Below are 23,728 nucleotides of genomic sequence, written 5' to 3'. Positions count from 1 at the left end.
ATAACTAACTTATTTTATGAGCGAGCAAAATTCAAATTTTAGAGTTAACGTAAAAACCGAAATCGGCAGATTACGTAAATTGTTAATCCATAGTCCCGATAGTGGTTTGGGCAAAGTTGTACCTTCTAAAGCACAAGACTGGCTTTTCGAAGATATTGTGCATTTAGATACCATCCGCAAGGGCGAATACGATTATTATATAAAACTACTAATGTATTTCCTCGACCCTGAAAAGATTAAAGGAAAACTTGCTCAAATCGATTCGGAAGAAGGAAATCGTAATTTCTATAAACCAAATCACCCTGATTTTCACAATTCAACATCAGTTATAGAAATTCAAAATCTATTAAGCGAAATGCTGGAAAATGAATCTATCCGCAAGAAATTAGTTGCCGCAGTTTGTGCAATTGAGGGTTGTACATATAAAGTGCAAATAGAATTAACCAATACCGACCCTAAGGAATTGGCCGAAATTTTCATCTCCGGAACCTTAGCTAACGACACCATGATTTTTGCACCAATCCCGAACTTAATTTTTACTCGAGATGTTGGTACAACTATTAATAACCACATTTTATTAAACAAACCTGCAAAAAAAGCCCGCGTTCGCGAAACACTTTTAATGCGTTATATTTTCTTCAATCATCCCCTATTTGCAGATTACCAAAAAAATGTGCTGGAAATCCCAGATGTAACTATGCATTTCCTTCGCCCGGGCGATGAACCTGCATTTAGCACCACTTTAGAAGGTGGCGATGTAATGATGGTAAGTCCGAACCACGTATTAATTGGTTGCAGCGAAAGAACTTCAGAGCATGGTGCAAATGAAGCCATTAAATTGTTGTTCGATAACGATGTGGTGGAAAAAGTTACCGTGGTTAAAATCCCAAATAAAAGAGATTATATGCACCTGGATACTGTTTTCACCCAAGTTAAACGCAACACCTGGGTAATTTTAAATTCAATTGCGCATTCACCAAAATACAATCCTTACGAGCCAATTAATTTTTTAAAAGAACCAGAAAAACTGGAGGCTACAACCGCTATTCAATTTACTAAAGCCAATCCACAGGCACCCAAACATTTCGAACATGTGGAGGCTTTGCTTAATGATATCAGTCAAAACGATTTAAAAAGCACTGAACCGACTAAAATCATCTATAGCGGAAACAATACTTTCCCTTATGATTCGAGAGAACAATGGACAGATTCTTGTAATCTTTTAGCCATTAAAGAAGGAGTTGTTTTAGGTTATGATAGAAACGACAAAACCGTTGAGGCTTTTAAAGCTGCTGGCTTTAATGTGGTTGATGTTAAAGATTTAATTCAGGATTTAGAAAGCGGAAAAGCTGACGTAGAAACAATAACAGATACGTTAGTTTTAATGCCATCTGCAGAGCTGTCTCGTGCACGTGGAGGTTTTCATTGCATGAGTTTACCGATATTTAGAGACGATTTGAAAAGCTAAAAGAACTAAAGCGGAAAGAATAAAGATAAAAGACTAAAGATAAAAGCTATCGCCTCTAAAATTGTGGTTCGTGGAGACACTAACCACGGCTAAGAAAACTAAAAGACTGAAAGCAATCTTAATCGCCCAATCTTGATACTTGATACTTAAATACTCGATACTAAAATGCAAACCACCAACCATATTTTAATGATACGCCCGGTTGATTTTAAATTCAACGAGCAAACCGCTGGCAATAATAAATTTCAAGTTGCATCGAACGAGACTAATGTACAAAAACTGGCGCTCGAAGAATTCGACGGTTTTGTTGCCTTATTAAGAAAAAACGAAGTTGATGTAACGGTTGTGGATGATACTTTGCAACCAGAAACTCCCGACTCTATTTTCCCGAATAACTGGGTTTCATTTCACGATGATGGCTCTGTTTATTTGTATCCAATGTTTTCCGAAAATCGGAGGCAAGAACGTAGAAGTGAAATTATAGAAGGTTTAAAAGAGAAATTTGAAGTTAACCACATAACTGATATTAGTTTTTATGAAAACCAAGTTGCTTTTTTAGAGGGCACTGGAAGCATGGTTTTAGATAGAATTAACAAAATTGCTTATGCCTGCTTAAGTGTTCGCACAGATGAAGAAGTTTTGAATAATTTCTGTATGTTAAGTGGTTACAATCCGATTTCTTTTCAAGCTGTTGATGGTTCAATATTTCCAATTTACCATACGAATGTGATGATGTGCATTGGCGATAAATTTGCCGTTATCTGCATGGATTCTATTCCTGATGTAGAAGAAAAGGAAAAAGTTGCCATATCTTTAATTGATAGCGGCAAAGAAATTATTGAAATTTCCTTAGAGCAAATGAACCGTTTTGCTGGAAATATGCTGCAGGTTACTAATACCAAAGGCGAAAGCTTGTTAGTCATGTCTGAGCAGGCCTATTTATCATTAAACGCAGAACAGATTGCTCAACTGGAGAAATATAGCAGAATTATTTATGCACCTATTTATACAATAGAAAAAAATGGTGGTGGTAGCGCAAGATGCATGCTTGCAGAAATACATTTACCTGTAAAGGATTAGTTTTAGTACTTTCGCCGAAAATCTAATATCAATATGTCATTAGCACAACAACTACAAACACGTTCAGGAAATAAATGTGAATTATGCACAGCAGAAAATAATTTATCTGTTTATGAAGTTCCACCAACGAGCAATGCAAATGCGGAGAATAGTATTTTAGTTTGTAAGACTTGTTTAGACCAGATTGAAAAAACAGAACAATTGGATGCTACACATTGGAAAGTATTAACTGAAGCCATGTGGTCAGAATTTGCACCTGTGCAGGTTGTGGCCTGGAGAATGTTAAGCAGATTAAGAAACGAAGGTTGGGCAGCTGATAGTTTAGAAATTTTGTATCTGGATGATGATAATTTAGAATGGGCTAAAAAAACTGGCGACCATGAATCTGATGGAATGGTAGAATTTCATCAGGACAGTAACGGCACACGTTTGTATGAAGGCGATACTGTTGTACTGATTAAAACTTTAGATGTTAAAGGCTCTACTTTGAGTGCCAAATTAGGTACTGTTGTAAAAAATATTCGCTTGGTGCATGATAATACCGAGCAAATTGAAGGTAAAGTTGAAGGACAAACGATCGTAATATTAACGAAGTACCTAAGGAAAGGGTAACTTTCGATTGTCATTCTGAAGGTTAATTTATTTCATAAAAATCAATATAAATGATGCCAACAGTAGGTAAACTAAGTGAATGAATGATGATGTTCTGTGAAGACACAGACAATGGGGAAGCTTAGATTTCTCAGATGCCTTACATGGTTTAAAACATCTGTTTATGTAATGTCAATAGTAGCTTGTCGAATCCTTACGTCATTCTCGTGAAAATGGGAATCGTAAAGCGCTAGAAAGGAAACATTATATATGCCTGCGAAAGCATTGGGATGCCCAATCAAGTTGAGCATGACGTAACGTCAATGGTAGGTTAATTTATTTCATAAAAATCAATATAAATGACGCCAACAGTAAGTAAACTAAGTGAATGAATGATGATGTTCTGTGAAGACACAGACAATGGATCAGCTTAGATTTCTCAGATGCCTTACATGGTTTAAAACATCTGTTTATGTAATGTCAATAGTAGCTTGTCGAAGAACATTAATTATCAAAAGTGTTTCGACAAGCTCAACATGACACTATCTAATACTACCAAACTGGTGGCGCATAAAAATTCTGCAAGTTTTCGCAATCGTAACCAAACTTAGTTAATAGCGAAACCGCATCACCGATTTTATCTACACTCGAATCTATTCTTAAAATTTTATCTGAGTCTCCCAGATCTATACTCCAGGTTGCATCAGAAAGCAGCTTGTTTAAATGTTGGGCAATTTTATTTAATTCAACTCCTGTTTGAATATTTGTTTTAAATATCGATATCATAATAGGGCTTTTTTGCGTTCCTGGATGATTTTGTTAAGGTTTTATATGTAGACGATCGAACCTTAGAATTACTTTAAAAAAAGTTAATTATTTTTAAAAGTAACCGATTGAAACAGGAACTGCTTTTCTAATTATTTTTAACAGAATTTTAAAAAAAACGAATGGATTACCAGATTACGCTTTATAATTAGATAATTTGTGTGGGAAAACCTAGTTAAAATAACGAAAAATTGAACAATTAGCTAAACACAAATACCTAATCTACAAATAGAAAATGGTAGCAGAATTATTTTGCGTTAAAATAAAGCGTTTATCTACAGTAAAAATATTTTCAATACCGATTAATTATCGATTTAAAATTACATTTTTGCAAAAATTATTTAAAAGTAAATGCAGAGTTACTCAGAATTTCTCGATCTAAGCGTTGGCTTTCCACAAGAAGGCTTTGATGTTATAGATGATGAATTATATTTTCAGGATTTAAACCTGATGGAAATGATAGAAACTTACGGTACTCCCCTACGTTTCACGTACTTACCAATGGTAAGTAAGAAGATTCAACAAGCGAAGATTCTTTTCCAAACTGCCATTTTAAAGAACAATTATCGTGGCGATTACAAATATTGTTATTGTACAAAAAGTTCGCATTTCCGCCATATTGTTGAAGAGGCTTTGAAGAATAACATTCACCTGGAGACTTCTTCGGCTTTTGATATGCCAATGGTTGATGCTTTGGAGAAAAAAGGTCATTTAACTAAAGACACCACCATTATTTGTAATGGCTTTAAAACCTATCAATACAAGCAATATATTATCGATATGTTGCACGATGGTTATAAAAACATCATTCCGGTTTTGGATAACAAAGAGGAATTTAACCTTTTTGATGATGAGGTTGATATTGATACACCTTGTAATTTAGGTATACGTATTGCGGCTGAAGAGCAACCAGATTCTCAATTCTATACTTCGCGTTTAGGCGTTCGTATGGAAGATATAATCGAGTTCTACAACAATAAAATTGTTCATAATCCTAATTTCCGAGTTAAATTATTACACTTTTTTATCAACTCTGGTATTACCGATTCGCCGTATTACTGGAATGAGTTAGAGAAATATGTAACGCTTTATTGCAAATTCAAAAAAATTAATCCTGATTTAGATACTTTGGATATTGGTGGTGGAATGCCATTTAAAGATTCATTAGTTTTCGATTTCGATTACGAGTATATGGTAAACGAAATTGTAAAAAGGATTAAAGAAATTTGTGCAATCCATGATGTAATGGAACCAGATATTATTACTGAATTTGGTAAGTATACAGTTGCTGAAGCTTCGGGTATTTTATATAAAGTTTTAGGCCGTAAGCAACAAAACGACCGTGAACGCTGGTTAATGCTAGATGGTTCTTTCATTACGAACTTACCAGATGTTTGGGCATTAAACCAAAAATATATCTTATTACCCATAAACAATTGGGATGCTGAATATGAGCGTGTTAATTTAGGCGGTATAACCTGCGATGGACAGGATTACTACAACCAGGAAGCGCACATGAACAGCGTATTTATGCCGAAAACACGTAAGGTACAGTATTTAGGTTTCTTCCACACAGGTGCTTACCAGGAGGTTTTAAGTGGCTATGGTGGTATTCATCATTGTTTATTACCGAGTCCGAAACACGTTTTAATTCGCAGAAACCGTGATGAAAGTTTCAATTTTGAAGTTTTTGGAGAAGAACAAAATAGTAAGCAGGTGTTGAAGATTCTAGGTTATTAAACTAGTTGCCTGTTAAATGTTACGGATTAAAAGAAATACATAATTTTAGAAAAAATCTCGATGAAAATATTCTTCGAGATTTTTTTATGGTACTCATAATTTTAGAAACCTCTAAATATCTTGTAACTTACAGCCCTTAACCCACAACACAATATGCAATTCGGTAAAGTAGAAGACCCATCCATTATAGATTTTACACTTCCTGCTGATGCTCCTGAAACCGCATCAATTTTAAAAGCAAACAAGTCAAAGCAAAATTTCCATGCATTTGTGGGCTGTGCAAAGTGGAACAAAGCCGATTTAAAAGGCTTTTATCCTAAAGGAACAAAGGATGAATTAACTTATTATTCTACACAGTTTAATTCGATTGAGCTTAACGCAACATTCTATGGTATGCCAAGTAGCGAGCAAGTAATTACCTGGACTCAAAAAACACCTGCTAATTTTAAATTCTTTCCCAAATTAACAAACACCGTTAGTCACTTTAAAAGATTGATTAATGTTAAAGAACCTGTTGAACAGTTTTGCGATGCAATTAGCAACTTTGAAGATAAATTAGGAATGGCTTTTCTTCAGTTACATGATAATTTTAAGCCAAAGGATTTTGAAAGGCTTAAAGTTGTGGCTAATGAATTTCCAAAGGTTATACCCTTAGGTGCTGAAGTAAGAAATGCAGAATGGTTTTCAGATGCAACCATCGCCCAAGAATTCGCTAAATTATTTGAAGATAATGGAATAGCAAATATTATTGTAGATACTGCCGGGCGAAGAGATATGCTACACATGCGATTAACAACACCCACAGCTTTTATACGATTCGTGGGTGCAAACGTTGATGAAATTGACAAAAAACGCTTAGATGATTGGATTGAAAGAATTGTTGAATGGAAAAAACAAGGGCTTGAAAACCTATACTTCTTTGTTCACCAAAATGTAGAATTATCATCACCACTATTTTCAGCCTACTTTACAGAAAAATTAAATAAAGCCATTGGCACTGATTTAAAAATCCCTGTAATGGCTAACGGATCAATTGCACCAACATTATTCTAAAATTATAAATTGAAATCTTGCAGCTCTGTTCTGTGAGATTTCTTTACTATTCAGTCATTTGTAGCCCTGACTTTTGTCTTCTATATTGAATAGAAGTAGCTAAAATCAATCCAGAAAGTACTACGCAAAGACTAAAAGGAAAAATGTAATTCATGCCAAATCCTGTAGATATAGCACCAAGTAGCGGTCCTGTAATCCCTAGTGAAAGGTCGATAAACAAACCGTAATTTCCTAATGCAGAACCCTGACTAGATGCTGGAATTAAACGAACAGCTTCTACACCTAACGCAGGAAAAACCAATGAAAAACCTAAACCTGCAATACCTGCACCAATAAGCGTAAAAGTTGGATTTATTGCCATTGCTATAATAACTAAGCCAACAACTTCCAAAGATAAACAGGCGATTGCAGTTTTCATTCCACCATATTGGTTAATTGCATTTGCAAAAATTAATCGACCAAGAACAAACATTATACTAAACAGAGAGAGACACAAAACTGCACCTGTCCAATGTTGAGAATTATAGTACAAAGTAATAAAAGTAGAAATGGCACCAAAACCAATTCCTCCAGCTGCCAAGCAAAGGCCATAGGGTGTAACTTTTTTAAGCACATTTAAAAATGATTGTGGAGATTCTTTACTTGTGCCAATGATATTGCTTTTGCTTTTAGCATATAACAAACCGCCTAAACCTATAAGAATTATAATTGCCCCAATATAACCGAGACCAAATGTATTATTGATGATAACACCAAGAGGCGCTCCAGCTGCTAATGCACCATAATTACCAATTCCATTGTAACTAATTGCTTTTGCAGTGTGTTGACTGCCAACTTTAAAAATTGCCCAATTAATTGGACTCGCTCCTACCAATCCTTCAGAAAAACCTGTTACCAAACGCATAATTATCAGCAGGCATAAACTTAACAAGCGATAATCTTTTAAAAATGCAACAAAGAGCAATAAAATTCCACTTATTACGAAACCAGCCATACTCATCATTACTGCAGGTTTTGGCCCTCTTTTATCTACTATTTTACCTCCAAAACCACGAAAAAGAAAGGTAGCAATATATTGAATACTGATAACTGCTCCAGCAATCATTGTACTGAAAGCTAAATTGCCATGCAAATATTCGGGCAATACAGCTAATGTAAGTCCAATAGTAAAATAGCCCAAAAATGTAAAGGCCACATAACTTATAATTTTTAAGTTTAGATTAGAAACGGCAGAATTTCTAGAGTCAGATTGCATATTAATTTACTATTTCATCCGCAAATTAATAGAAAATAATGCAATAGAATCAGTTTAAGTCGTAGTTTGACTTTCAGAAAACACTTAGTGTAAATAAAACACTAAGACAAGCATAAATTAAAGCTTAAATTCTTTTATAAATTGTTTCAGTGGCTTTTGCTTCTTCTCCTTCTGGCGAAATGTTGTAAGCAGAAAATATAATTTCATTATCGCTTAAAACCTCCAATTCAGTTCTCCAACCCCAAGGTTGGTCGCTATATTCTGGGCTACCATAAGAGCCTAATATCGAAAAACCATTTTCAGTAAATTCACCAGAGGAAAGCATAATTTGTGTACCCATGTGGAAACTATCAATCCAGCTTGCAGAGAATTTCTGGTAAGGAATATCAAATCCGATAATCATCTTACCTTCGAAAGCTTGCCCGTCCAAACTGCCTTCATAATCATAAGATATAAATCTGCTTCCTAAGATAGTGCTAATTGTTCCACTCATTGGTGATTCATCAGCAAGCACATCTTTTTCAAACCAGGTTTTGGTTTCTCCTTGCCATTTACCAACCAAACCGGCCAATAATTTATGAGGACCTTTTTCCAGCGATAATTCAAATTTACTTTTTGCCATAATCAAACTTAAAGAATATTATATCAGTTTTAAAATTCATCACTATTTTTTGATAATTAATAAATCGTTATCTTGTTTTATGCTAAAAACATTAGATCTAAATCAGGTAATGGTAATCGATATAGAAACTGTACCTCAATATCCTTCTTATGATGATGTTCCTCCTCATTTACAGGACTTATGGGAGCAGAAAACCAGGTACCAAAGAAAATCAGACGAGAGTCCTGATGATTTTTATGAAAAAGCTGGAATACTTGCAGAGTTTGGCCAAATCATCTGTATAAGTTTAGGTGTTTTTAATACACAAAACAACATTCAATATTTACGTATAAAATCAATTTACGGCGAGGATGAAAATAAAATATTGAAAGATTTTTCTGATTTATTAAGCAAACAAGCACCTACATTACTGTTTTGTGCGCATAACGGTAAGGAGTTCGATTACCCTTATCTTTGCAGAAGATTTTTGGTTAATGGGCTGGAAATACCCTCTCAGCTCAATATTTCTGGCAAAAAACCTTGGGAAGTGAACCATCTTGACACCATGGAAATGTGGAAATTTGGTGATTATAAACATTATACCTCTTTAAATCTATTAGCTGCAATTTTAAATGTTCCAACACCAAAAGATGACATAGATGGCAGCATGGTTAGACAGGTTTATTACGAAGAAAGGAATTTACCGAGGATAGTTACCTATTGCCAGAAAGATGTAATTACAACGGCTCAGGTTTTATTAAAGTTTAAAGGAATGGAAATAATTCCGGAAGAAAACATTACAATTGTAGCCTGATGCTAAACGTTGAAAATTTAAATATCGATTTCTACAATCAAGATGAAAAAACCTGGTTTAAAGCTGTAAAAACAATCAGTTTTAACGTTAAAAAAGGAACCGTTTTAGGAATTGTGGGAGAATCTGGTTCGGGTAAATCGGTTACATCATTTTCTATTATGCGTTTGCATGATGAAAAAACAGCTAAAATAACTGGCGAAATAGATTTTGAAGACATTAGCTTGCTAAATCTAAGTTCAAATGAAATCCGTCAAATCAGAGGAAACCAGATTTCGATGATTTTCCAGGAGCCGATGACATCTTTAAACCCAGTTTTTACTTGTGGAGAGCAGGTTGCAGAAGCTATAATGCTACACAGAAATGTAGACAAAGCTGCAGCTAAAAAACATACAATAGAACTCTTTAACGAAGTTCAGTTACCACGACCTGAAAAAATTTTCGAGAGTTATCCGCATCAAATTTCTGGCGGACAAAAACAACGGGTAATGATTGCAATGGCTTTAAGTTGCAACCCGAAACTCTTAATTGCCGATGAACCTACAACCGCATTAGACGTTACGGTACAAAAAACTATACTTCAACTTCTTTTAAAACTTAAAGAAGAACGAGATATGGCAATGATTTTTATTTCACATGATTTGGGTGTTGTAAATGAAATTGCTGATGAAGTTGCGGTAATGTATAAAGGAGAAATTGTAGAACAAGGGCCTTCAAAATCAATCTTCAATAATCCACAGCATCCATATACAAAAGGTTTATTGGCTTGCCGCCCCTCACCTGCATTACAACTTAAAAGATTACCAGTAGTTGCTGATTTTTTAACTGGCGATGTTGAAGATGCAAAAGCACATTTAAATGCTTCAAATCAATTAACAGAAGCCGAAATACAATTAAGAAGAGCAACTTTATACAAACAAAAACCCTTACTAAAAATTGAAAATTTATCAACCTGGTATCCAATTAACAATGGTTTCTTTTCAAAAGTAAAAGAATATGTTAAAGCTGTTGAAAAGATTAATTTTGAAGTTTTCCCTGGTGAAACTTTAGGCTTAGTTGGGGAATCGGGCTGTGGCAAAACAACTTTAGGCCGAAGTATTTTAAGATTAATTCAACCTACCTCTGGGAATATAATTTTTGGAGGAAAAGACATTACGCATGTTGGCAAAGCAGAAATGCGAAAACTAAGGAAAGATATTCAGATTATCTTTCAAGATCCATACGCCTCTCTGAACCCAAAATTAACAATTGGCCAGTCTATTTTAGAACCACTTCAAGTCCACAATTTATTTAAAAACGATAAAGAACGAAAGGCAAAAGTTTTAGAATTGCTTAATAAGGTCGGGTTAAAAGATGAACATTACAACCGTTATCCTCACGAATTTAGTGGCGGTCAACGTCAGCGTGTGGTTATTGCCCGTGCATTAGCCCTCGAACCTAAATTTATTATTTGTGATGAATCTGTATCTGCATTGGATGTATCGGTACAAGCACAGGTTTTAAACTTAATTAAAGATTTACAAAAAGAATTTGGTCTAACCTATATTTTTATCTCTCATGATTTAACCGTGGTAAAACACATTTCAGACCGTATTATGGTAATGAATAAGGGTAAAATTGAAGAAGAAGGTTTTCCTGAAGAAATATTTTACGCACCAAAAGCTGCTTACACAAAAAAATTAATCGATGCCATTCCCGGGAATTAAAAATTTCACATTCATTTTTGCTTTCCTTTCCGTTGTTTCATTCCAAGCCAAAGCGCAAAAAAATCCAGTACAGATTATCTCTTCAGCATATATTTTTGAAAATGCACCTTTCGAAGCTTGCCACGCTTCCACATTGGTTCAAATTGATAATAAAACAATTATGAGTGCTTGGTTTGCTGGCAATTATGAAGGTAGTAATGATGTTTCCATTTGGTCTTCAACTAATAAAAATGGTAACTGGAGTAAACCTGTAAAAATTGCAAATGGAGTTCAGAATGAAAGCCTTAGTTATCCATGTTGGAACCCCGTTTTGTTTAAAGCAAAAAATGGAACACTTTATCTTCATTATAAAGTTGGGCAAAATCCAAGAAACTGGTGGGCAGAATATAAAACATCAAATAATAATGGCAAAACCTGGTCGGCAGCAATTAAACTTCCTGATGGATTTTTAGGCCCAATCAAAAACAAACCAGTTCAGTTAAGCAACGGTAATATCCTATATCCATCGAGCACCGAAAGTTTAGATGAAAAAAAATGGAATATCCACATTGAAAAAACTGATGCTTTAGCTAAAAACTGGAAGAAAATTAATATCGATTGCGATACATTTGGCGTAATACAACCTTCAATTTTAACCTATCCAAATGGAAAACTTCAGCTTTTATGCAGAAGCAGACAAAATGTAATTATAGAAAGCTGGTCGATGGATAATGGAGAAACCTGGTCTAAGCTTAAGCCTACTAAATTACCAAATCCAAATTCGGGAAGCGATGCAGTTACTTTAAAAGATGGCAGGCAATTATTAATCTACAATCCTTTAGCGTCTGGCAAAAACTGGTGGGAAGGTCGTTCTATCTTGAAATTAGCCATTTCAAATGATGGCGAAAACTGGACGAACATTTATACTTTAGAAGAACATCCAACAGGAGAATACAGCTACCCTGCAATTATACAAGGTAAAGATGGAACGATTCATTTAAGTTATACATCGCGAAGAAAAAAAATAAAATATGTGCATTTACAACTCGAGTAGTTAATTAATTTAACATCATCAATCTGACATTTTACATCTAATAACCGCCTTTTTTGCATCTTTTCTGTATCTTCGGATAAATACATTTTAGCATATGGCAAAGAAAAAATCTGCAAACATAAAATTAGTTCTGAATCAACTGGTTAGTGATATATTTGAAAAAAACAGTAATCAGCCACTTAATTACAAGCAGGTTTCTGCCAAATTAAACCTTAACGACCAAGAATCGAGAGAAACCATTCTTGAAGTTTTAAAAGAAGGCAAAGGTGCTGGCATTTATCTGGAGCCAGAAAAAGGAAAATTTAAACTTAAAGAACTTCAAAACTTCATAATTGGCCGTGTAGATATGACAGCTGATGGCTCTGCGTACATTGTACCAGAAGATGAATTTGAAAAAGACATATTTGTTGCCCCAAGAAAACTAAGGAATGCGCTTCATGGCGATACCGTTAAAGCTTATGTTTTTGCCAAAAAAAATGGACGTAAAAACGATGGCGAAGTTGTAGAAATTATTAAACGGGCAAAATCTGATTTCACAGGCGTAATTAAAATATCTGATAGATTTGCGTTTGTTATCGCTGATGATAAAAAAATGCTTCATGATATTTTTGTTCCATTAGATGATATTTTAGGAGCAAAAAACGGGCAAAGGGTTTTAGTTAGCTTAACCGATTGGCCAGAAGGTGCTAAAAATCCGATAGGAACAGTTAAACACGTTTTAGGCGACCAGGGCGAAAATAACACGGAAATGAATGCGATTTTAGCGCAATATGGTTTCCCTTTATCTTTCCCTCCTCAGGTAGAAAAAGAAGCAAACGCAATTCCAGAAGAAATTTCTGCTGATGAAATTTCTAAACGTAAAGATTTTAGAAGCGTTTTAACTTTTACAATCGACCCTGCTGATGCAAAGGATTTTGATGATGCAATTTCTTATCAAAAACTACCCAATGGAAACCATGAAATTGGTGTTCACATTGCCGATGTTTCACATTATGTAATTCAGGGAACCGACTTAGATAAAGAAGCTTACAGCAGGGCAACTTCTGTTTATCTGGTTGATAGAGTTATCCCAATGTTACCAGAAAGATTGAGTAATGGCGTTTGTTCTCTTCGTCCGCATGAAGATAAACTTTGCTTTGCTGCAGTTTTCGAACTCGATGAACATGCAAATATTGTTAGCGAATGGTTCGGAAGAACAGTTATCCATTCTGACAGAAGATTCAGCTACGAAGAAGCTCAAGAAGTTATCGAAAATAAAGCTGGCGATTACGCGACCGAAATCTTAAAACTTAACGAATTGGCTTATATCCTTAGAGATAGAAAGTTTAAAAATGGCGCAATCAGTTTCGAAAGCACTGAGGTTAAATTTAAACTTGATGAAAATGGAAAACCAATTGGCGTTTATGTAAAAGAGCGCAAAGATGCGCATAAACTTATCGAAGATTATATGCTTTTGGCCAACCGAAAAGTGGCTGAATTTGTAGCTAAAAAACAAAAAGGCGAAAAGAAGTTAACATTTGTATATCGGGTTCACGACTCGCCTAACATGGAAACTTTGAACACTTTTGCAACATTTGCTTCAAGGTTTGGTTATAAAATAAATACAAAATCTGATAAGGAAATTGCTAAATCTTTAAACCATTTAATGGCCGATGTTGAGGGCAAAAAAGAACAAAACATATTAACTTCTTTAGCCATTCGCTCTATGGCAAAAGCCATTTACACGACAAAGAAAACCAGTCATTATGGTTTAGCTTTTGAATACTACACACATTTCACCTCACCAATTCGCCGTTATCCCGATGTAATGGCACATCGCTTATTACAAACTTATTTAGACGGTGGAAAATCTGCAGATGCAGAATTTTACGAAGTTGCCAGCGCACACTCTTCTGCAATGGAAAAACGAGCAGCTGAAGCTGAGCGTGCATCAATAAAATACAAACAGGCAGAATACCTCGAAAATAATATCGGCGAAGATTATAAAGGCATTATATCTGGTGTTACAGAATGGGGAATGTATGTAGAAATCGAGGAAAATAAATGCGAAGGTATGATTCGCTTACGCGATATTTCTGATGATTTTTACGTTCTCGATGAGAAAAACTATTGCATAATTGGTCAACGAAAAAAGAAAAAATACCAATTGGGTGATGAAGTTATGATTAGAGTGAAAAAAGTAGATTTAGCTAAACGCCAGATAGATTTTTCATTAATATCTTAGCTATAAAATGAAAAAGCTCTTGCTGTTTCTTTTTTTTGCCTCTTTAGGAATTAAAAGTTTTGCCCAAACTATTATACAAGGAAAAGTTGTTGATGAAACAACTGGCGAAGCTATTCCATTTGTATCGTTAATGATTGTTGGTACGCAAACAACTTCAATTACAAACGAAAATGGCGATTTTACCATTAAGGCTTCAAATCTTCCAGTAAAACTAAAGTTGAGTCATGTTAGTTATTTGATAAGCGAAACCGATGTTAAAAGCCTATCTGATAATTTTGTGGTGAAGCTGAAACAGGCTTCTATAAATTTATCAGAAGTTAAAATAGATCCATATTTAGGTAAAAGAATTTTAAAAAATGCTTTAGAAAAAGCAGCAAAGTACAAAGATGAGAATCATTATTTGAAAGTTTTTTACAGGCAATTAACGTCGGTTAACAACAACCCAACAAAAATCCATGAAATCTTTTATGACATTAAATGGAATGTTACCCGTACTACTGGTTGGATTGCTAAACAAACCAGATTTGCCGAGAGCAAAAATCAAATTGCATTTGATTTAAGTAATCAGTCGTATTTTACATTTGGATCGAGCGGATATTTAATACAACCCAATTCCGGAACTTTTATTACTACAAAAACACTCGATAAATATACAATTGAGGTAGAACGATATATCGAACAGGCCGACCAGGATATTGCGGTAATTACCTGCAAAATTAAAAAGGCTGGCAAAAAACAATTCTACACAAATTCTACGTATTATGTTGGCACAGAAGACTTAAAAATCTATCGGTTAGAAAATAATATATTAAATCTGCCGATGAATTTAAGTAACGGCTCTAATTTTAAATACCCTCCAATAGTAAAAACAATTGCAACTTTTAAAAGTACATCAGATAGCGTTAGCGTTTTGGAAAGCATTTCAACCAAAATGTATCTATCTGTAAATTATATGGATAGAATGCGTTCCTCTGATTTAAGCGCCATTGTAAGTTCTTTATTAACCGTTTATCAGGAAGATGATTCTTTAAAGAACGAAAGTTTTCAAAGCGTAAAAAGAGATACTAAAGACAAAAATATTGTAGAATCTATAAAATATAATGCCGATTTTTGGCGAAATAATCCAATCGTTAAGCAAACATCACTCGAAGATAAATTCAGTAAGATGATGGAAGGTCAGAATGCCTTCGGCACAATGATTAATCCTTAAAATAAATAATGTCTAGCATATTACAATTACAAGAAGTTTTAGAAACAGCAATCAAAAACTTAAAGTTTCCCGAAAACCCTAAACAACTTTACGACCCTATAACCTATATCATTAATCTTGGCGGTAAAAGAGTTCGCCCATTATTGGTATTAATGGCAACAGAACTATTTGGGAAGGACGCTAATCATTCTATTAATGCGGCTATGGCGATAGAGGTTTTTCACAACTTTACACTCGTACACGACGACATTATGGACAATGCGCCTTTACGTAGAGGCAAAGCAACTGTTCACGAAAAATGGAGTACCAATACGGCCATTTTAAGCGGCGATGTAATGATGGTTGAAGCCAACAAAAATCTTGCAAAAGTAAATCCTGTTTTCCTAAAAGATGTACTAGATACTTTCAATGCTACGGCTCAAGGCGTTTGTGAAGGCCAGCAGCTTGATATGGAATTTGAAGAGCGTAACGATGTAAGTATTGACGAATACATTGACATGATTAGGTTAAAAACTGCCGTTTTACTTGGCGGAGCTTTAAAATTGGGCGCAATTATAGGAGAAGCTTCAGAAAAAGACGCAGATTTAATTTATCAGTTTGGAGAAAATATTGGTATTGCGTTTCAATTGCAAGATGATATTTTAGATGTTTATGCCGACCCAGAAAAATTTGGTAAGCAGGTGGGCGGCGATATTATCGCTAACAAAAAAACATTTCTTTTATTAAAAGCTTTAGAACTTGCTGAAGGTAAAAATCTGGAGTTACTAAATAGCTTGATAAAACTTAAAGAATTTGCAGTAAATGAGAAAGTTGAAGCTGTTACTCAAGTTTATGATGCGCTAAACATCAGAAATATTGCAAAAGAAACAATGAATGCTTATTTAAATAAGGCTTTAAACCTCATGAAGCAGATAAATGTTAGCGATGAAGCAAAAGCTAATATTTTAGATTTAACCAGCCAATTAATGGCAAGGCAATATTAAAAAGCCAACTTAAAATTAAAGCAGCTTTATTTATTGATTTTTGGATTAAGATTTTGCAAGTTTATATTTAATCCAAAAATCAGCATTTTTAGATTCGATTCTATCGCTGCTCCCTCCTTGTGGTCTTTGTCTACCACCTCTCATACCACCGCGACCACCACCCATGCCCATTCCACCTTTTCCTCCAGCTCTACCTGATCCTTCTGGTCTACTACCTTTTTTAAAATCAGGTTTAGCTGGTTGGTTAATTTTTATATTATAAACCAATGGCTGCTTCATATCTAAATTTACTTCTAACCGAGTTAATGGGATGCTTAATTCATAAATCATATCTCTGTTAGGATGAATACTCATACCCGTTTCTATACCATACTCATTTAAAACAGGTAAGTCTCCATCTTTAATATTTTTAAAACCTGAAATCATAATGCTTTTACTCATAGAAGCCGGATTCTGCATGTTATTATCATTCCCAAATTCTGTTAGATTCTTATCTCCATTGCGCTGCATTTCAACATCTTTTGATATAATCGGTCTCTCTATTAAAGGAAAAGTTAACTTAATGCCATCCTTCTTTTTGCCCTGAGTATTTATATTTAAAGTAATGCCTCCATGTAAAATACTAAAAGTAGTTTGCGGGTCTAAAGATTCTATAATGATATAAAGGTTTTATCATCGTTAGCTAAAGCAAAAGCGAGCTTAGTTGCATCATTATATTGGTTAAGCGGTTCATCCCATTCATTAGATATTCCATCTGCTTTAAAAGGCTTTGTCATTCGAATATTCTCCTCAACATCTTGTGCTTTTAGAGAGAGGCTTATCAAAGCTAGAACCAGTACAATAAGACTGCTTATTTTAAAATTCATTGCGATATATTTTTGTGCTAATTTATCGCGAGGAGTTGTTAAAAAGTGTTATTTAACAGACTTTTAACTTTGTTAAATATTATTAAACGCAAAAAAGCCATTCTGAAAAATCAGAATGGCTTTTAATATAAGTTACATACTAATTATTCTGCAGCTGCAGCTTCTTCAGTAGCTTCGTCTTTTTTAACTGCTTTTTTAGCAGGCGCTTTTTTAGCTGGTGCTTCTGCAACTACCTCTACAGCTGCAGCTTCTTTTTTAGCTTTAGGTGCTTTCGCAACTGCTGCCTCAATTTCAGCTTCTGTAATAGGAAGAATGGAAACGTAAGATTTGTTATCAGCTTTTTTTCTGAAAACTACAGTACCATCAACTAAAGCAAATAAAGTATGATCTCTACCAATACCAACACCTTTATCAGGGTGATGTTTTGTACCACGTTGACGTACTAAAATGTTACCTGCGATAGCTAATTGACCACCGAAAACTTTAATACCTAAACGCTTACTATGCGATTCACGTCCGTTTTTCGAACTACCGGCTCCTTTTTTGTGTGCCATGATTTTATATTTTGTAACTCACTAAATAGTGAATTATTGGGTTAACAATTAATTATAGAGTGATGTCAGAAATCTGAATCTTAGTGAAAAACTGGCGGTGACCGTTTTTCTTTTTGTAACCTTTTCTACGTTTTTTGTGGAAAATGATTACTTTATCACCTTTTAAATGAGATACGATAGTTGCTGAAACTTTAGCACCTTTAACTGCAGGAGCCCCTACAGTGATTGCACCACCATTATCAACCAACAATACATTATCAAATTCAATACTAGCGCCTTCATCTCCTTGCAATCTGTGTACAAAAAGGTGCTGGTCTTTAGCAACTTTAAATTGCTGTCCTGCTATATTTACTATTGCGTACATTGTTTAAATATTAGTTTTATAATTTTTATTTAACGAGGTGCAAATATAGAACAAATACTATTAACACACAAACACATATTAAAAATAATTTAAACTAAAATCTATCAAGCCATTATTTTAGAAGATACCCCAATAGGCTAATTAGCTTTCACCATGAATTTCCAATTAAAATTAGAAAAGCAAAGTTCGGTTATTCTTAGCATACTCCTGTCCTGCTGTACATTTCAAGTCCTCGCTACGCTCCGGGCTTTCCATTTCCATCAGGTTTAAATAATGCAGTTTAGTGAAATAAATAGCGTTAGCGCCCAGCAAATTTAACATTTACGATTCCCTACCCAGCAAACCTTTATAATTAAACCCGATTGTAGCGAAAGCAAAAAGCTTGTTCTGCTTTTGTTGAAGTGAAAGCGAGACTGATTAACCCAAATAATTACTGAGCGTTCTTTTCCAAACAAATAAAATATATCTGATTATCAAGATTATATTAAAGTGTAGCTCCAGTTTTTACAGCATATCTTAAAACAAAAAAGCTTTAATAAAATGCCGATTATCAGCATTTCATTAAAGCTTTTAAAAACAGAAAATGAGTGTTACTTACCGCTTCTTTTCTCTGCTAAATTTAATGTTTCTTCTATTATCTTTCTCATCTGCATGGCAGCATCTAAAAGTTTTGGATTTCCATCAAAATCGCCATAAACAACAACATGTTTAGATTTTTCTTTATACTTGAAAAACATATCGTAACGTGGAACTGTCAACGATTTTGAACTCTTCGTGCCAATTGTATCCGGGAAATTCCAAAGACCTAATTCATTAGCCTTGCTGTGGATATAAAGAATGTCATCTTTACTTAGAGGCACCTTTTTACGGATTATTGAATCCCGACTGTTTACATATTGATAAATACTATCAGCCGAATTATATTGATTTTCTAATGGGTCTTTTATCCCCCATTTATAATCCATGGATACAAAATCTTTTTTACGGAATGGTGCATTCTGAATGATTGGCTTGTAATAAATATAACAATAAATTATCATCGGAACGATGATGGTGAGCGCTAAGAATATCTTTTTTCCTCTACTTGACACGACTTATTAATTATTTAATGATTGAATTTTGAATGATTAAAATGATCAGAAATACACACTATGCGTCTTTTAATTCGCCTTCCCATTTACTAACTACAGCTGTTGCAATACTATTACCTACCACATTGGTTGCAGAACGCCCCATATCTAACAAGGGGTCGATACCGATTAGTAAAGCCAAACCTGCTTCAGGAATATTAAAACTTGCAATAGTACCTGCAATTACTACTAAAGATGCTCTTGGTACGCCTGCAATGCCTTTACTGGTAAGCATTAAAATTAAAAGCATGGATATTTGTTGCTCAAAGCCTAAATGAATACCATAAGCCTGTGCAATAAATAGCGAAGCAAATGTCATGTACATCATCGAACCATCTAAATTAAATGAATAACCAAGTGGTAAAACGAAACTTACAATTTTATCTTTACAGCCAAAACGCTCTAAAAGCATCATGGTTTTAGGATATGCAGCTTCGCTACTAGCTGTACTAAAAGCTAGCAAAGCAGGTTCTTTCATATCATTTACAAGTCTGAATATTCGCTTTTTAAGAATCAGGAATCCTAAGAAAATCAATACGGCCCAAAGAATGGCTAAACCGAGATAAAATTCGCCAATAAAAATGGCATAAGTATTTAAAACCGACAAGCCTTGTTTCGCAATGATTGCAGTCATGGCTCCAAAAACTGCTAACGGAGCAAAATTCATTACGTAACCAGTCATTTTTAAAATAACGTGTGCTATTGCATCGAAAGCTTTAATTACAACCTTTCCTAAGTCTCCAATTGCAGCTGTTGCAACACCAAAGAATAAAGAAAATACCACAATTTGAAGAATCTCATTATTTGCCATAGATTCGGCAATACTCTTCGGGAAAACATGTGCTATAAAGTCTTTTACACTCATTGATGCCTTTTGAATGCCTGTATTAACTAGATGATCTGGAAGTGATAATTTCATGTGCTTTCCAGGCTCAAAAACATTAACTAAAATTAAACCTAAAACCAGCGACATTAACGACATGGCCATAAACCATCCAAGTGTTTTACCACCAATTCTACCAACAGCCTTTATATCTCCTACCTTTGCAACGCCAACAACCAAAGTTGTAAATACCAACGGTGCAACAATCATTTTGATTAGTCGAAGGAAAATATCGCTTAGTAAAGTAAAATACTCTAATTTCTTTTCACGAATTTCTTCGTTTTCTTTTTTGATTTTAACATTTAGTTTTTTGTCTGCTTTAAGTTGTATAAACTGAGCGGTTGTAGTATCTGTAGATTTTACAATACTTACCTCTATACTTTTAACTTTTGCATCAGCATTAAGTATATTTTGATTATAAACATCGATTGAATTAACGTTTAAAATGTAGCCTAAAGCAATCCCTGCAATCAGCGCAATAAAAATAAATAGCGTGAGTTTGTTTTTCTTCATGAATAATATAAGTTTGTGGCTCTGTTAATTTGGTAAAACTACGATATTTACCGCTTGTAACAAATTTTGATTTTTTGTGCAATGAAAAATTAATCTAATTTTGATTTTCGCTGTAACAAAAAACACAACTAAACATCTAAAACGTAATCACAACCCATTAAATGGAACAAAAAGACAAGTTATTTAAGGAGATCTTCGATTCGAATTCCAAAAAAATATTCCATTTATGTTACGGTTATACTGGCGATACTGATGCAGCAAATGATCTTTTACAGGAAACGTTTTTAAAAGTTTGGCAAAATCTCGATAAATTCAGAAACAAATCTCTTATCTCAACCTGGATATATAGAATTGCCGTAAATACCTGTTTAACTTATTTACGTTCAGAAAAAAGACAGGCAAAAGATGAGTTAACAGATAATATAATAGAAAATAAAATTGAAGAGTTTTCGGAAAAGAATGAGCAGGTTGCTTTACTATACACCTGCATTTCTAAACTCGAAGAAAACGATCGTTTAATTATTACAATGGTTTTGGATGAATTACCATACCACGAAATTGCAGATATTTCAGGAATTAGTGAGGGCAATTTGAGAGTAAAAATCCACCGTATTAAACAAAAATTAACAGAACTATATAGCCAGTATGCAAGCGTTTGATCAAATACAGGAGTTGTGGCAAAAGCACGAGGTAGAAGTTAAAGTTTCTGCTGATGAAATGTTGCAACAGGTGAAGAAAGAAGTGAATGGATTAAAGTTAAAATCGGCTTTAAACATACTAGGTATGCTTGCTTCATTTATAATTATTGCTGCACTATGGATATTTTTCCATTTCGAGTCATGGACCACTCATGTGGGTATTAGCATTACCATTATCGCAATTGGCGTCTATACTTTAATTCTTTACCGCGATTATAGATTAATTTCAAAAACAGACTTTACTGTTCATCCAAAAGAGTATTTAAGCAATTTAAAAACCTATCAATTAAACCGCTATAAATTATACAATTCGCTTTATTGGTTTTATGTAGTTGCTTTATCTTTAGGATTGATATTTTATTTTGTAGAAGTATTGGCACATTTAAGCGTAACCCTAAGATTTACTGCAATTGCCCTAACTTTTTTATGGATGTTATTTTGCTCTACAATTTTAAGAAAGGCAGTTATAAAACGGGAGAAAGAAAGAATTTCGTTATTGATAGAAAAATTTGAGCGCATAAGCGGGCAAATCTCCGAATAAGATTAATTTAGGCACGGTTTTTTCAATAGCTTTTGTCTATGAAAAACTTGCTTTGCCTTTTTTTATTTCTATTGATCTTTCCTCTTGCATCATTTAAGCAGGATTTCACAGAACCTGTTCAGTTAGATTGGAATATACATTTTAAAGGAAAACCAGATAATAACTCTCCCTATTACGCCCTTACTGCAATGACCTGGAAGTATAGCTATGGCTCTACTATTTACCGCAATCGGGTTGAGATAAAATTACAAAATGAAGTGAGTATTGATAAAAATCGATCGTGGGTTAAACTCGATAAGGTTAAATCGGAGGAAGCGAGACAAAACCTTTTGCACCACGAACAAGGCCACGTGAACATACAATACATTTTATTGATGGAAGCAGACCGGGTTCTTAAAAACCGTACCTATTCTGTAAAAAACTATAAGGCCCAAATTTCAGATTTGGCAAATCAAATAAGCAATTACTTTGATACGATGCAGAAAAATTATGACGAAGAAACCGAGCATGGTAGCAACCATAAAATGCAAGACCGTTGGGATAAAATTATAAGCGATAAAATGGTAGAATCTAAGGCCGCTTCTGCATCAAAATAATTTAGGCAAGAAAATTATACCTCCAACCAGAGCAGCCAAAACAGCAGTAACCAATACTGCTCCAGCGGCTAAATCTTTAATTATTTTTATTTGAGGATTAATTTCTAAGGTAACTGCATCTGCAAGTTTTTCTATGGCAGAATTAAATATTTCAGCAGTAAAAACTACAGCAATTACTGAAATAATGGCTATCCATTCTAAATTCGATATTTTTAAGTAAAAAGATAACCCAATTGCAAAAAATGCAGCTCCAAAATGAACTCTTCCATTATGTTCATTCACAAAAAAAAACTTTAATCCTTCAAAAGCATATTTAAAACTCTTAATTCTATCCAGGATTGAAAATTTTTTACCTTCCATTATTCAGGTTTAATCTCGTTTGTAGAAAAGCTATTGCCATTTAACCTATATTGATATGTTTTTAATATCTTTTTAGTAGAATCAGCTTCATTTTTAACGGGAAAGGAACGGAATAAATCGCCATTCTTAATAAAAAAGTTGTCTTCTCCATTATAACCCTTCTTTTGATTTGAGCTTAATGACGGGAAACCTATTTTATTGAAATTTCCTCCAGCATATTCAAATACATTTAAATCCAATACATTTTTATTGCTTAAAAGCTGAACATACAATTCAGGATTTCCATCATTATCTAAATCCATGTTCCAAACATCAGTAATAATCCCCTTTCTTTCTACTGCTACAGATTTGAAATTACTTTTAACCGAATCTGACATTAAAATTTGATAACCTCCGATCGAATCAACTCCCTTACCCCAGCTCACAATTTCAAAATTCAAGCCTGGTTTTACCTCAATATCTTTGTAAAACCTAAATGGATTCTTTTCCGTTTTATTGTTTTCTATTTTTACTTCTTTCGGTGGCTCGGCTTCGGTGCAGGCAAAACAAAACAGCATCCCTGCTAAAAGCAAAAGATGCTGTAAAGTATAGTTTCTTATTTTCATTTTATCTGGGACATTTTTATGTTTTACCAAATTAAGAA

The 23,728-nt window shown here is 34.1% G+C and carries 25 protein-coding genes; 14 read left to right on the top strand and 11 right to left on the bottom strand.

The genetic code is table 11. The annotated features are described in order from the left end of the window. Window positions 1-16 precede the first annotated feature (16 nt). The 3 genes from ACFOUY_RS00940 to ACFOUY_RS00930 all read left to right on the top strand — a co-directional run bounded on the left by ACFOUY_RS00940 (window position 17) and on the right by ACFOUY_RS00930 (window position 3,160). Window positions 17-1,468 (top strand): arginine deiminase family protein, encoded by a 1,452-nt coding sequence (locus ACFOUY_RS00940; protein ID WP_378958563.1) that lies wholly within the window; start codon window positions 17-19, stop codon window positions 1,466-1,468. A gap of 165 nt (window positions 1,469-1,633) precedes the next feature. Beyond that, on the top strand, window positions 1,634-2,548 hold the full coding sequence (ctlX, locus tag ACFOUY_RS00935) for a citrulline utilization hydrolase CtlX (RefSeq protein WP_378958562.1): 915 nt from the start codon (window positions 1,634-1,636) through the stop codon (window positions 2,546-2,548). A 33-nt stretch (window positions 2,549-2,581) separates the two neighbouring features. Beyond that, a complete protein-coding gene (locus ACFOUY_RS00930; RefSeq protein ID WP_378958561.1) occupies window positions 2,582-3,160 on the top strand; it encodes a PhnA domain-containing protein in 579 nt (192 codons plus the stop codon). Between the two features lie 531 nt (window positions 3,161-3,691). On the opposite strand, the gene ACFOUY_RS00925 is transcribed toward ACFOUY_RS00930, so the two are convergent. Further along, window positions 3,692-3,925, bottom strand: coding sequence for a hypothetical protein (locus tag ACFOUY_RS00925; RefSeq protein ID WP_378958560.1), 234 nt, complete (start codon window positions 3,923-3,925; stop codon window positions 3,692-3,694). A 390-nt stretch (window positions 3,926-4,315) separates the two neighbouring features. On the opposite strand from ACFOUY_RS00925, the gene ACFOUY_RS00920 reads away from it, so the two are divergent. After that, entirely contained in the window at window positions 4,316-5,704 is a 1,389-nt protein-coding gene (locus ACFOUY_RS00920; protein WP_378958559.1) for an arginine decarboxylase, read from the top strand. A 153-nt stretch (window positions 5,705-5,857) separates the two neighbouring features. Then, the gene (locus tag ACFOUY_RS00915; RefSeq protein ID WP_378958558.1) at window positions 5,858-6,757 is read left to right on the top strand and encodes a DUF72 domain-containing protein; all 900 of its coding nucleotides are present in this window, start codon (window positions 5,858-5,860) and stop codon (window positions 6,755-6,757) included. A gap of 46 nt (window positions 6,758-6,803) precedes the next feature. Here the strand turns inward: ACFOUY_RS00915 and ACFOUY_RS00910 are convergent, their stop codons facing one another. Further along, a complete protein-coding gene (locus ACFOUY_RS00910) occupies window positions 6,804-8,012 on the bottom strand; it encodes an MFS transporter (RefSeq protein WP_378958557.1) in 1,209 nt (402 codons plus the stop codon). A gap of 124 nt (window positions 8,013-8,136) precedes the next feature. Further along, window positions 8,137-8,634 carry a DUF1579 domain-containing protein gene (locus ACFOUY_RS00905; RefSeq protein ID WP_378958556.1) on the bottom strand — a complete coding sequence of 166 codons (498 nt, stop codon included), beginning with the start codon at window positions 8,632-8,634 and terminating at the stop codon, window positions 8,137-8,139. 79 nt (window positions 8,635-8,713) lie between these two features. On the opposite strand from ACFOUY_RS00905, the gene ACFOUY_RS00900 reads away from it, so the two are divergent. The 6 genes from ACFOUY_RS00900 (at window position 8,714) to ACFOUY_RS00875 (ending at window position 16,580) form a co-directional block, all read left to right on the top strand. Further along, entirely contained in the window at window positions 8,714-9,427 is a 714-nt protein-coding gene (locus tag ACFOUY_RS00900; protein ID WP_378958555.1) for a 3'-5' exonuclease, read from the top strand. Next, window positions 9,427-11,130: an ABC transporter ATP-binding protein gene (locus ACFOUY_RS00895; protein WP_378958554.1), complete on the top strand. Its 1,704-nt coding sequence runs from the start codon at window positions 9,427-9,429 to the stop codon at window positions 11,128-11,130. The genes ACFOUY_RS00900 and ACFOUY_RS00895 overlap by 1 nt, the downstream gene beginning before the upstream one ends. Then, window positions 11,111-12,163 carry a sialidase family protein gene (locus ACFOUY_RS00890; RefSeq protein WP_378958553.1) on the top strand — a complete coding sequence of 351 codons (1,053 nt, stop codon included), beginning with the start codon at window positions 11,111-11,113 and terminating at the stop codon, window positions 12,161-12,163. The genes ACFOUY_RS00895 and ACFOUY_RS00890 overlap by 20 nt, the downstream gene beginning before the upstream one ends. A gap of 94 nt (window positions 12,164-12,257) precedes the next feature. Next, window positions 12,258-14,387, top strand: coding sequence for a ribonuclease R (gene rnr / locus ACFOUY_RS00885; RefSeq protein WP_378958552.1), 2,130 nt, complete (start codon window positions 12,258-12,260; stop codon window positions 14,385-14,387). A 7-nt stretch (window positions 14,388-14,394) separates the two neighbouring features. After that, window positions 14,395-15,597 (top strand): carboxypeptidase-like regulatory domain-containing protein, encoded by a 1,203-nt coding sequence (locus ACFOUY_RS00880; protein WP_378958551.1) that lies wholly within the window; start codon window positions 14,395-14,397, stop codon window positions 15,595-15,597. A gap of 8 nt (window positions 15,598-15,605) precedes the next feature. After that, a complete protein-coding gene (locus ACFOUY_RS00875) occupies window positions 15,606-16,580 on the top strand; it encodes a polyprenyl synthetase family protein (RefSeq protein ID WP_378958550.1) in 975 nt (324 codons plus the stop codon). A 45-nt stretch (window positions 16,581-16,625) separates the two neighbouring features. On the opposite strand, the gene ACFOUY_RS00870 is transcribed toward ACFOUY_RS00875, so the two are convergent. The 6 genes from ACFOUY_RS00870 to ACFOUY_RS00845 form a co-directional block, all read right to left on the bottom strand. Beyond that, window positions 16,626-17,090, bottom strand: a complete 465-nt coding sequence (locus ACFOUY_RS00870) for a hypothetical protein (protein ID WP_378958549.1) — start codon at window positions 17,088-17,090, stop codon at window positions 16,626-16,628. A gap of 140 nt (window positions 17,091-17,230) precedes the next feature. Beyond that, window positions 17,231-17,446 carry a hypothetical protein gene (locus ACFOUY_RS00865; RefSeq protein WP_378958548.1) on the bottom strand — a complete coding sequence of 72 codons (216 nt, stop codon included), beginning with the start codon at window positions 17,444-17,446 and terminating at the stop codon, window positions 17,231-17,233. A gap of 143 nt (window positions 17,447-17,589) precedes the next feature. After that, on the bottom strand, window positions 17,590-18,000 hold the full coding sequence (gene rpmA / locus ACFOUY_RS00860; protein ID WP_378958547.1) for a 50S ribosomal protein L27: 411 nt from the start codon (window positions 17,998-18,000) through the stop codon (window positions 17,590-17,592). 52 nt (window positions 18,001-18,052) lie between these two features. Further along, window positions 18,053-18,364: a 50S ribosomal protein L21 gene (gene rplU, locus ACFOUY_RS00855; RefSeq protein ID WP_056090270.1), complete on the bottom strand. Its 312-nt coding sequence runs from the start codon at window positions 18,362-18,364 to the stop codon at window positions 18,053-18,055. 590 nt (window positions 18,365-18,954) lie between these two features. Continuing rightward, window positions 18,955-19,455, bottom strand: a complete 501-nt coding sequence (locus ACFOUY_RS00850) for a hypothetical protein (protein WP_378958546.1) — start codon at window positions 19,453-19,455, stop codon at window positions 18,955-18,957. A gap of 58 nt (window positions 19,456-19,513) precedes the next feature. Beyond that, window positions 19,514-20,890 (bottom strand): dicarboxylate/amino acid:cation symporter, encoded by a 1,377-nt coding sequence (locus ACFOUY_RS00845; protein WP_378958545.1) that lies wholly within the window; start codon window positions 20,888-20,890, stop codon window positions 19,514-19,516. 161 nt (window positions 20,891-21,051) lie between these two features. Between ACFOUY_RS00845 and ACFOUY_RS00840 the strand changes: the two genes are divergently transcribed. The 3 genes from ACFOUY_RS00840 to ACFOUY_RS00830 are packed head-to-tail and all read left to right on the top strand — an operon-like array spanning window position 21,052 to window position 22,725. Next, window positions 21,052-21,549 (top strand): RNA polymerase sigma factor, encoded by a 498-nt coding sequence (locus ACFOUY_RS00840; RefSeq protein ID WP_378958544.1) that lies wholly within the window; start codon window positions 21,052-21,054, stop codon window positions 21,547-21,549. After that, on the top strand, window positions 21,536-22,129 hold the full coding sequence (locus ACFOUY_RS00835; RefSeq protein ID WP_378958543.1) for a hypothetical protein: 594 nt from the start codon (window positions 21,536-21,538) through the stop codon (window positions 22,127-22,129). The genes ACFOUY_RS00840 and ACFOUY_RS00835 overlap by 14 nt, the downstream gene beginning before the upstream one ends. A gap of 38 nt (window positions 22,130-22,167) precedes the next feature. Continuing rightward, on the top strand, window positions 22,168-22,725 hold the full coding sequence (locus tag ACFOUY_RS00830) for a DUF922 domain-containing protein (RefSeq protein ID WP_378958542.1): 558 nt from the start codon (window positions 22,168-22,170) through the stop codon (window positions 22,723-22,725). Here the strand turns inward: ACFOUY_RS00830 and ACFOUY_RS00825 are convergent. Both ACFOUY_RS00825 and ACFOUY_RS00820 read right to left on the bottom strand, forming a co-directional pair. After that, window positions 22,717-23,085: a diacylglycerol kinase family protein gene (locus ACFOUY_RS00825; protein WP_378958541.1), complete on the bottom strand. Its 369-nt coding sequence runs from the start codon at window positions 23,083-23,085 to the stop codon at window positions 22,717-22,719. The two genes, ACFOUY_RS00830 and ACFOUY_RS00825, sit on opposite strands and share 9 nt — an antisense overlap. Further along, complete coding sequence (locus tag ACFOUY_RS00820) at window positions 23,085-23,690, bottom strand: hypothetical protein (RefSeq protein ID WP_378958540.1); 606 nt, start codon at window positions 23,688-23,690, stop codon at window positions 23,085-23,087. The genes ACFOUY_RS00825 and ACFOUY_RS00820 overlap by 1 nt, the downstream gene beginning before the upstream one ends. Window positions 23,691-23,728 lie beyond the last annotated feature (38 nt).

It is taken from the genome of Pedobacter jamesrossensis, from assembly GCF_042650905.1.
In the GTDB taxonomy this organism is placed as follows: Bacteria; Bacteroidota; Bacteroidia; order Sphingobacteriales; family Sphingobacteriaceae; genus Pedobacter; species Pedobacter jamesrossensis.
This window is presented reverse-complemented; position numbering and strand designations above follow the sequence as displayed.

What these genes read in the sequence shown, in the direction of transcription:
- ACFOUY_RS00905 (WP_378958556.1), bottom strand. Translation starts at nt 8,634, where the DNA reads ATGGCAAAAAGTAAATTTGAATTATCGCTGGAAAAAGGTCCTCATAAA.
- ACFOUY_RS00900 (WP_378958555.1), top strand. Translation starts at nt 8,714, where the DNA reads ATGCTAAAAACATTAGATCTAAATCAGGTAATGGTAATCGATATAGAA.
- ACFOUY_RS00880 (WP_378958551.1), top strand. Translation starts at nt 14,395, where the DNA reads ATGAAAAAGCTCTTGCTGTTTCTTTTTTTTGCCTCTTTAGGAATTAAA.
- ACFOUY_RS00840 (WP_378958544.1), top strand. Translation starts at nt 21,052, where the DNA reads ATGGAACAAAAAGACAAGTTATTTAAGGAGATCTTCGATTCGAATTCC.
- ACFOUY_RS00925 (WP_378958560.1), bottom strand. Translation starts at nt 3,925, where the DNA reads ATGATATCGATATTTAAAACAAATATTCAAACAGGAGTTGAATTAAAT.
- ACFOUY_RS00870 (WP_378958549.1), bottom strand. Translation starts at nt 17,090, where the DNA reads ATGCAGCGCAATGGAGATAAGAATCTAACAGAATTTGGGAATGATAAT.
- ACFOUY_RS00930 (WP_378958561.1), top strand. Translation starts at nt 2,582, where the DNA reads ATGTCATTAGCACAACAACTACAAACACGTTCAGGAAATAAATGTGAA.
- ACFOUY_RS00835 (WP_378958543.1), top strand. Translation starts at nt 21,536, where the DNA reads ATGCAAGCGTTTGATCAAATACAGGAGTTGTGGCAAAAGCACGAGGTA.
- ACFOUY_RS00845 (WP_378958545.1), bottom strand. Translation starts at nt 20,890, where the DNA reads ATGAAGAAAAACAAACTCACGCTATTTATTTTTATTGCGCTGATTGCA.
- ACFOUY_RS00890 (WP_378958553.1), top strand. Translation starts at nt 11,111, where the DNA reads ATGCCATTCCCGGGAATTAAAAATTTCACATTCATTTTTGCTTTCCTT.
- ACFOUY_RS00920 (WP_378958559.1), top strand. Translation starts at nt 4,316, where the DNA reads ATGCAGAGTTACTCAGAATTTCTCGATCTAAGCGTTGGCTTTCCACAA.
- rplU (WP_056090270.1), bottom strand. Translation starts at nt 18,364, where the DNA reads ATGTACGCAATAGTAAATATAGCAGGACAGCAATTTAAAGTTGCTAAA.
- rnr (WP_378958552.1), top strand. Translation starts at nt 12,258, where the DNA reads ATGGCAAAGAAAAAATCTGCAAACATAAAATTAGTTCTGAATCAACTG.
- ctlX (WP_378958562.1), top strand. Translation starts at nt 1,634, where the DNA reads ATGCAAACCACCAACCATATTTTAATGATACGCCCGGTTGATTTTAAA.
- rpmA (WP_378958547.1), bottom strand. Translation starts at nt 18,000, where the DNA reads ATGGCACACAAAAAAGGAGCCGGTAGTTCGAAAAACGGACGTGAATCG.
- ACFOUY_RS00820 (WP_378958540.1), bottom strand. Translation starts at nt 23,690, where the DNA reads ATGAAAATAAGAAACTATACTTTACAGCATCTTTTGCTTTTAGCAGGG.
- ACFOUY_RS00940 (WP_378958563.1), top strand. Translation starts at nt 17, where the DNA reads ATGAGCGAGCAAAATTCAAATTTTAGAGTTAACGTAAAAACCGAAATC.
- ACFOUY_RS00910 (WP_378958557.1), bottom strand. Translation starts at nt 8,012, where the DNA reads ATGCAATCTGACTCTAGAAATTCTGCCGTTTCTAATCTAAACTTAAAA.
- ACFOUY_RS00865 (WP_378958548.1), bottom strand. Translation starts at nt 17,446, where the DNA reads ATGAATTTTAAAATAAGCAGTCTTATTGTACTGGTTCTAGCTTTGATA.
- ACFOUY_RS00895 (WP_378958554.1), top strand. Translation starts at nt 9,427, where the DNA reads ATGCTAAACGTTGAAAATTTAAATATCGATTTCTACAATCAAGATGAA.
- ACFOUY_RS00825 (WP_378958541.1), bottom strand. Translation starts at nt 23,085, where the DNA reads ATGGAAGGTAAAAAATTTTCAATCCTGGATAGAATTAAGAGTTTTAAA.
- ACFOUY_RS00875 (WP_378958550.1), top strand. Translation starts at nt 15,606, where the DNA reads ATGTCTAGCATATTACAATTACAAGAAGTTTTAGAAACAGCAATCAAA.
- ACFOUY_RS00830 (WP_378958542.1), top strand. Translation starts at nt 22,168, where the DNA reads ATGAAAAACTTGCTTTGCCTTTTTTTATTTCTATTGATCTTTCCTCTT.
- ACFOUY_RS00915 (WP_378958558.1), top strand. Translation starts at nt 5,858, where the DNA reads ATGCAATTCGGTAAAGTAGAAGACCCATCCATTATAGATTTTACACTT.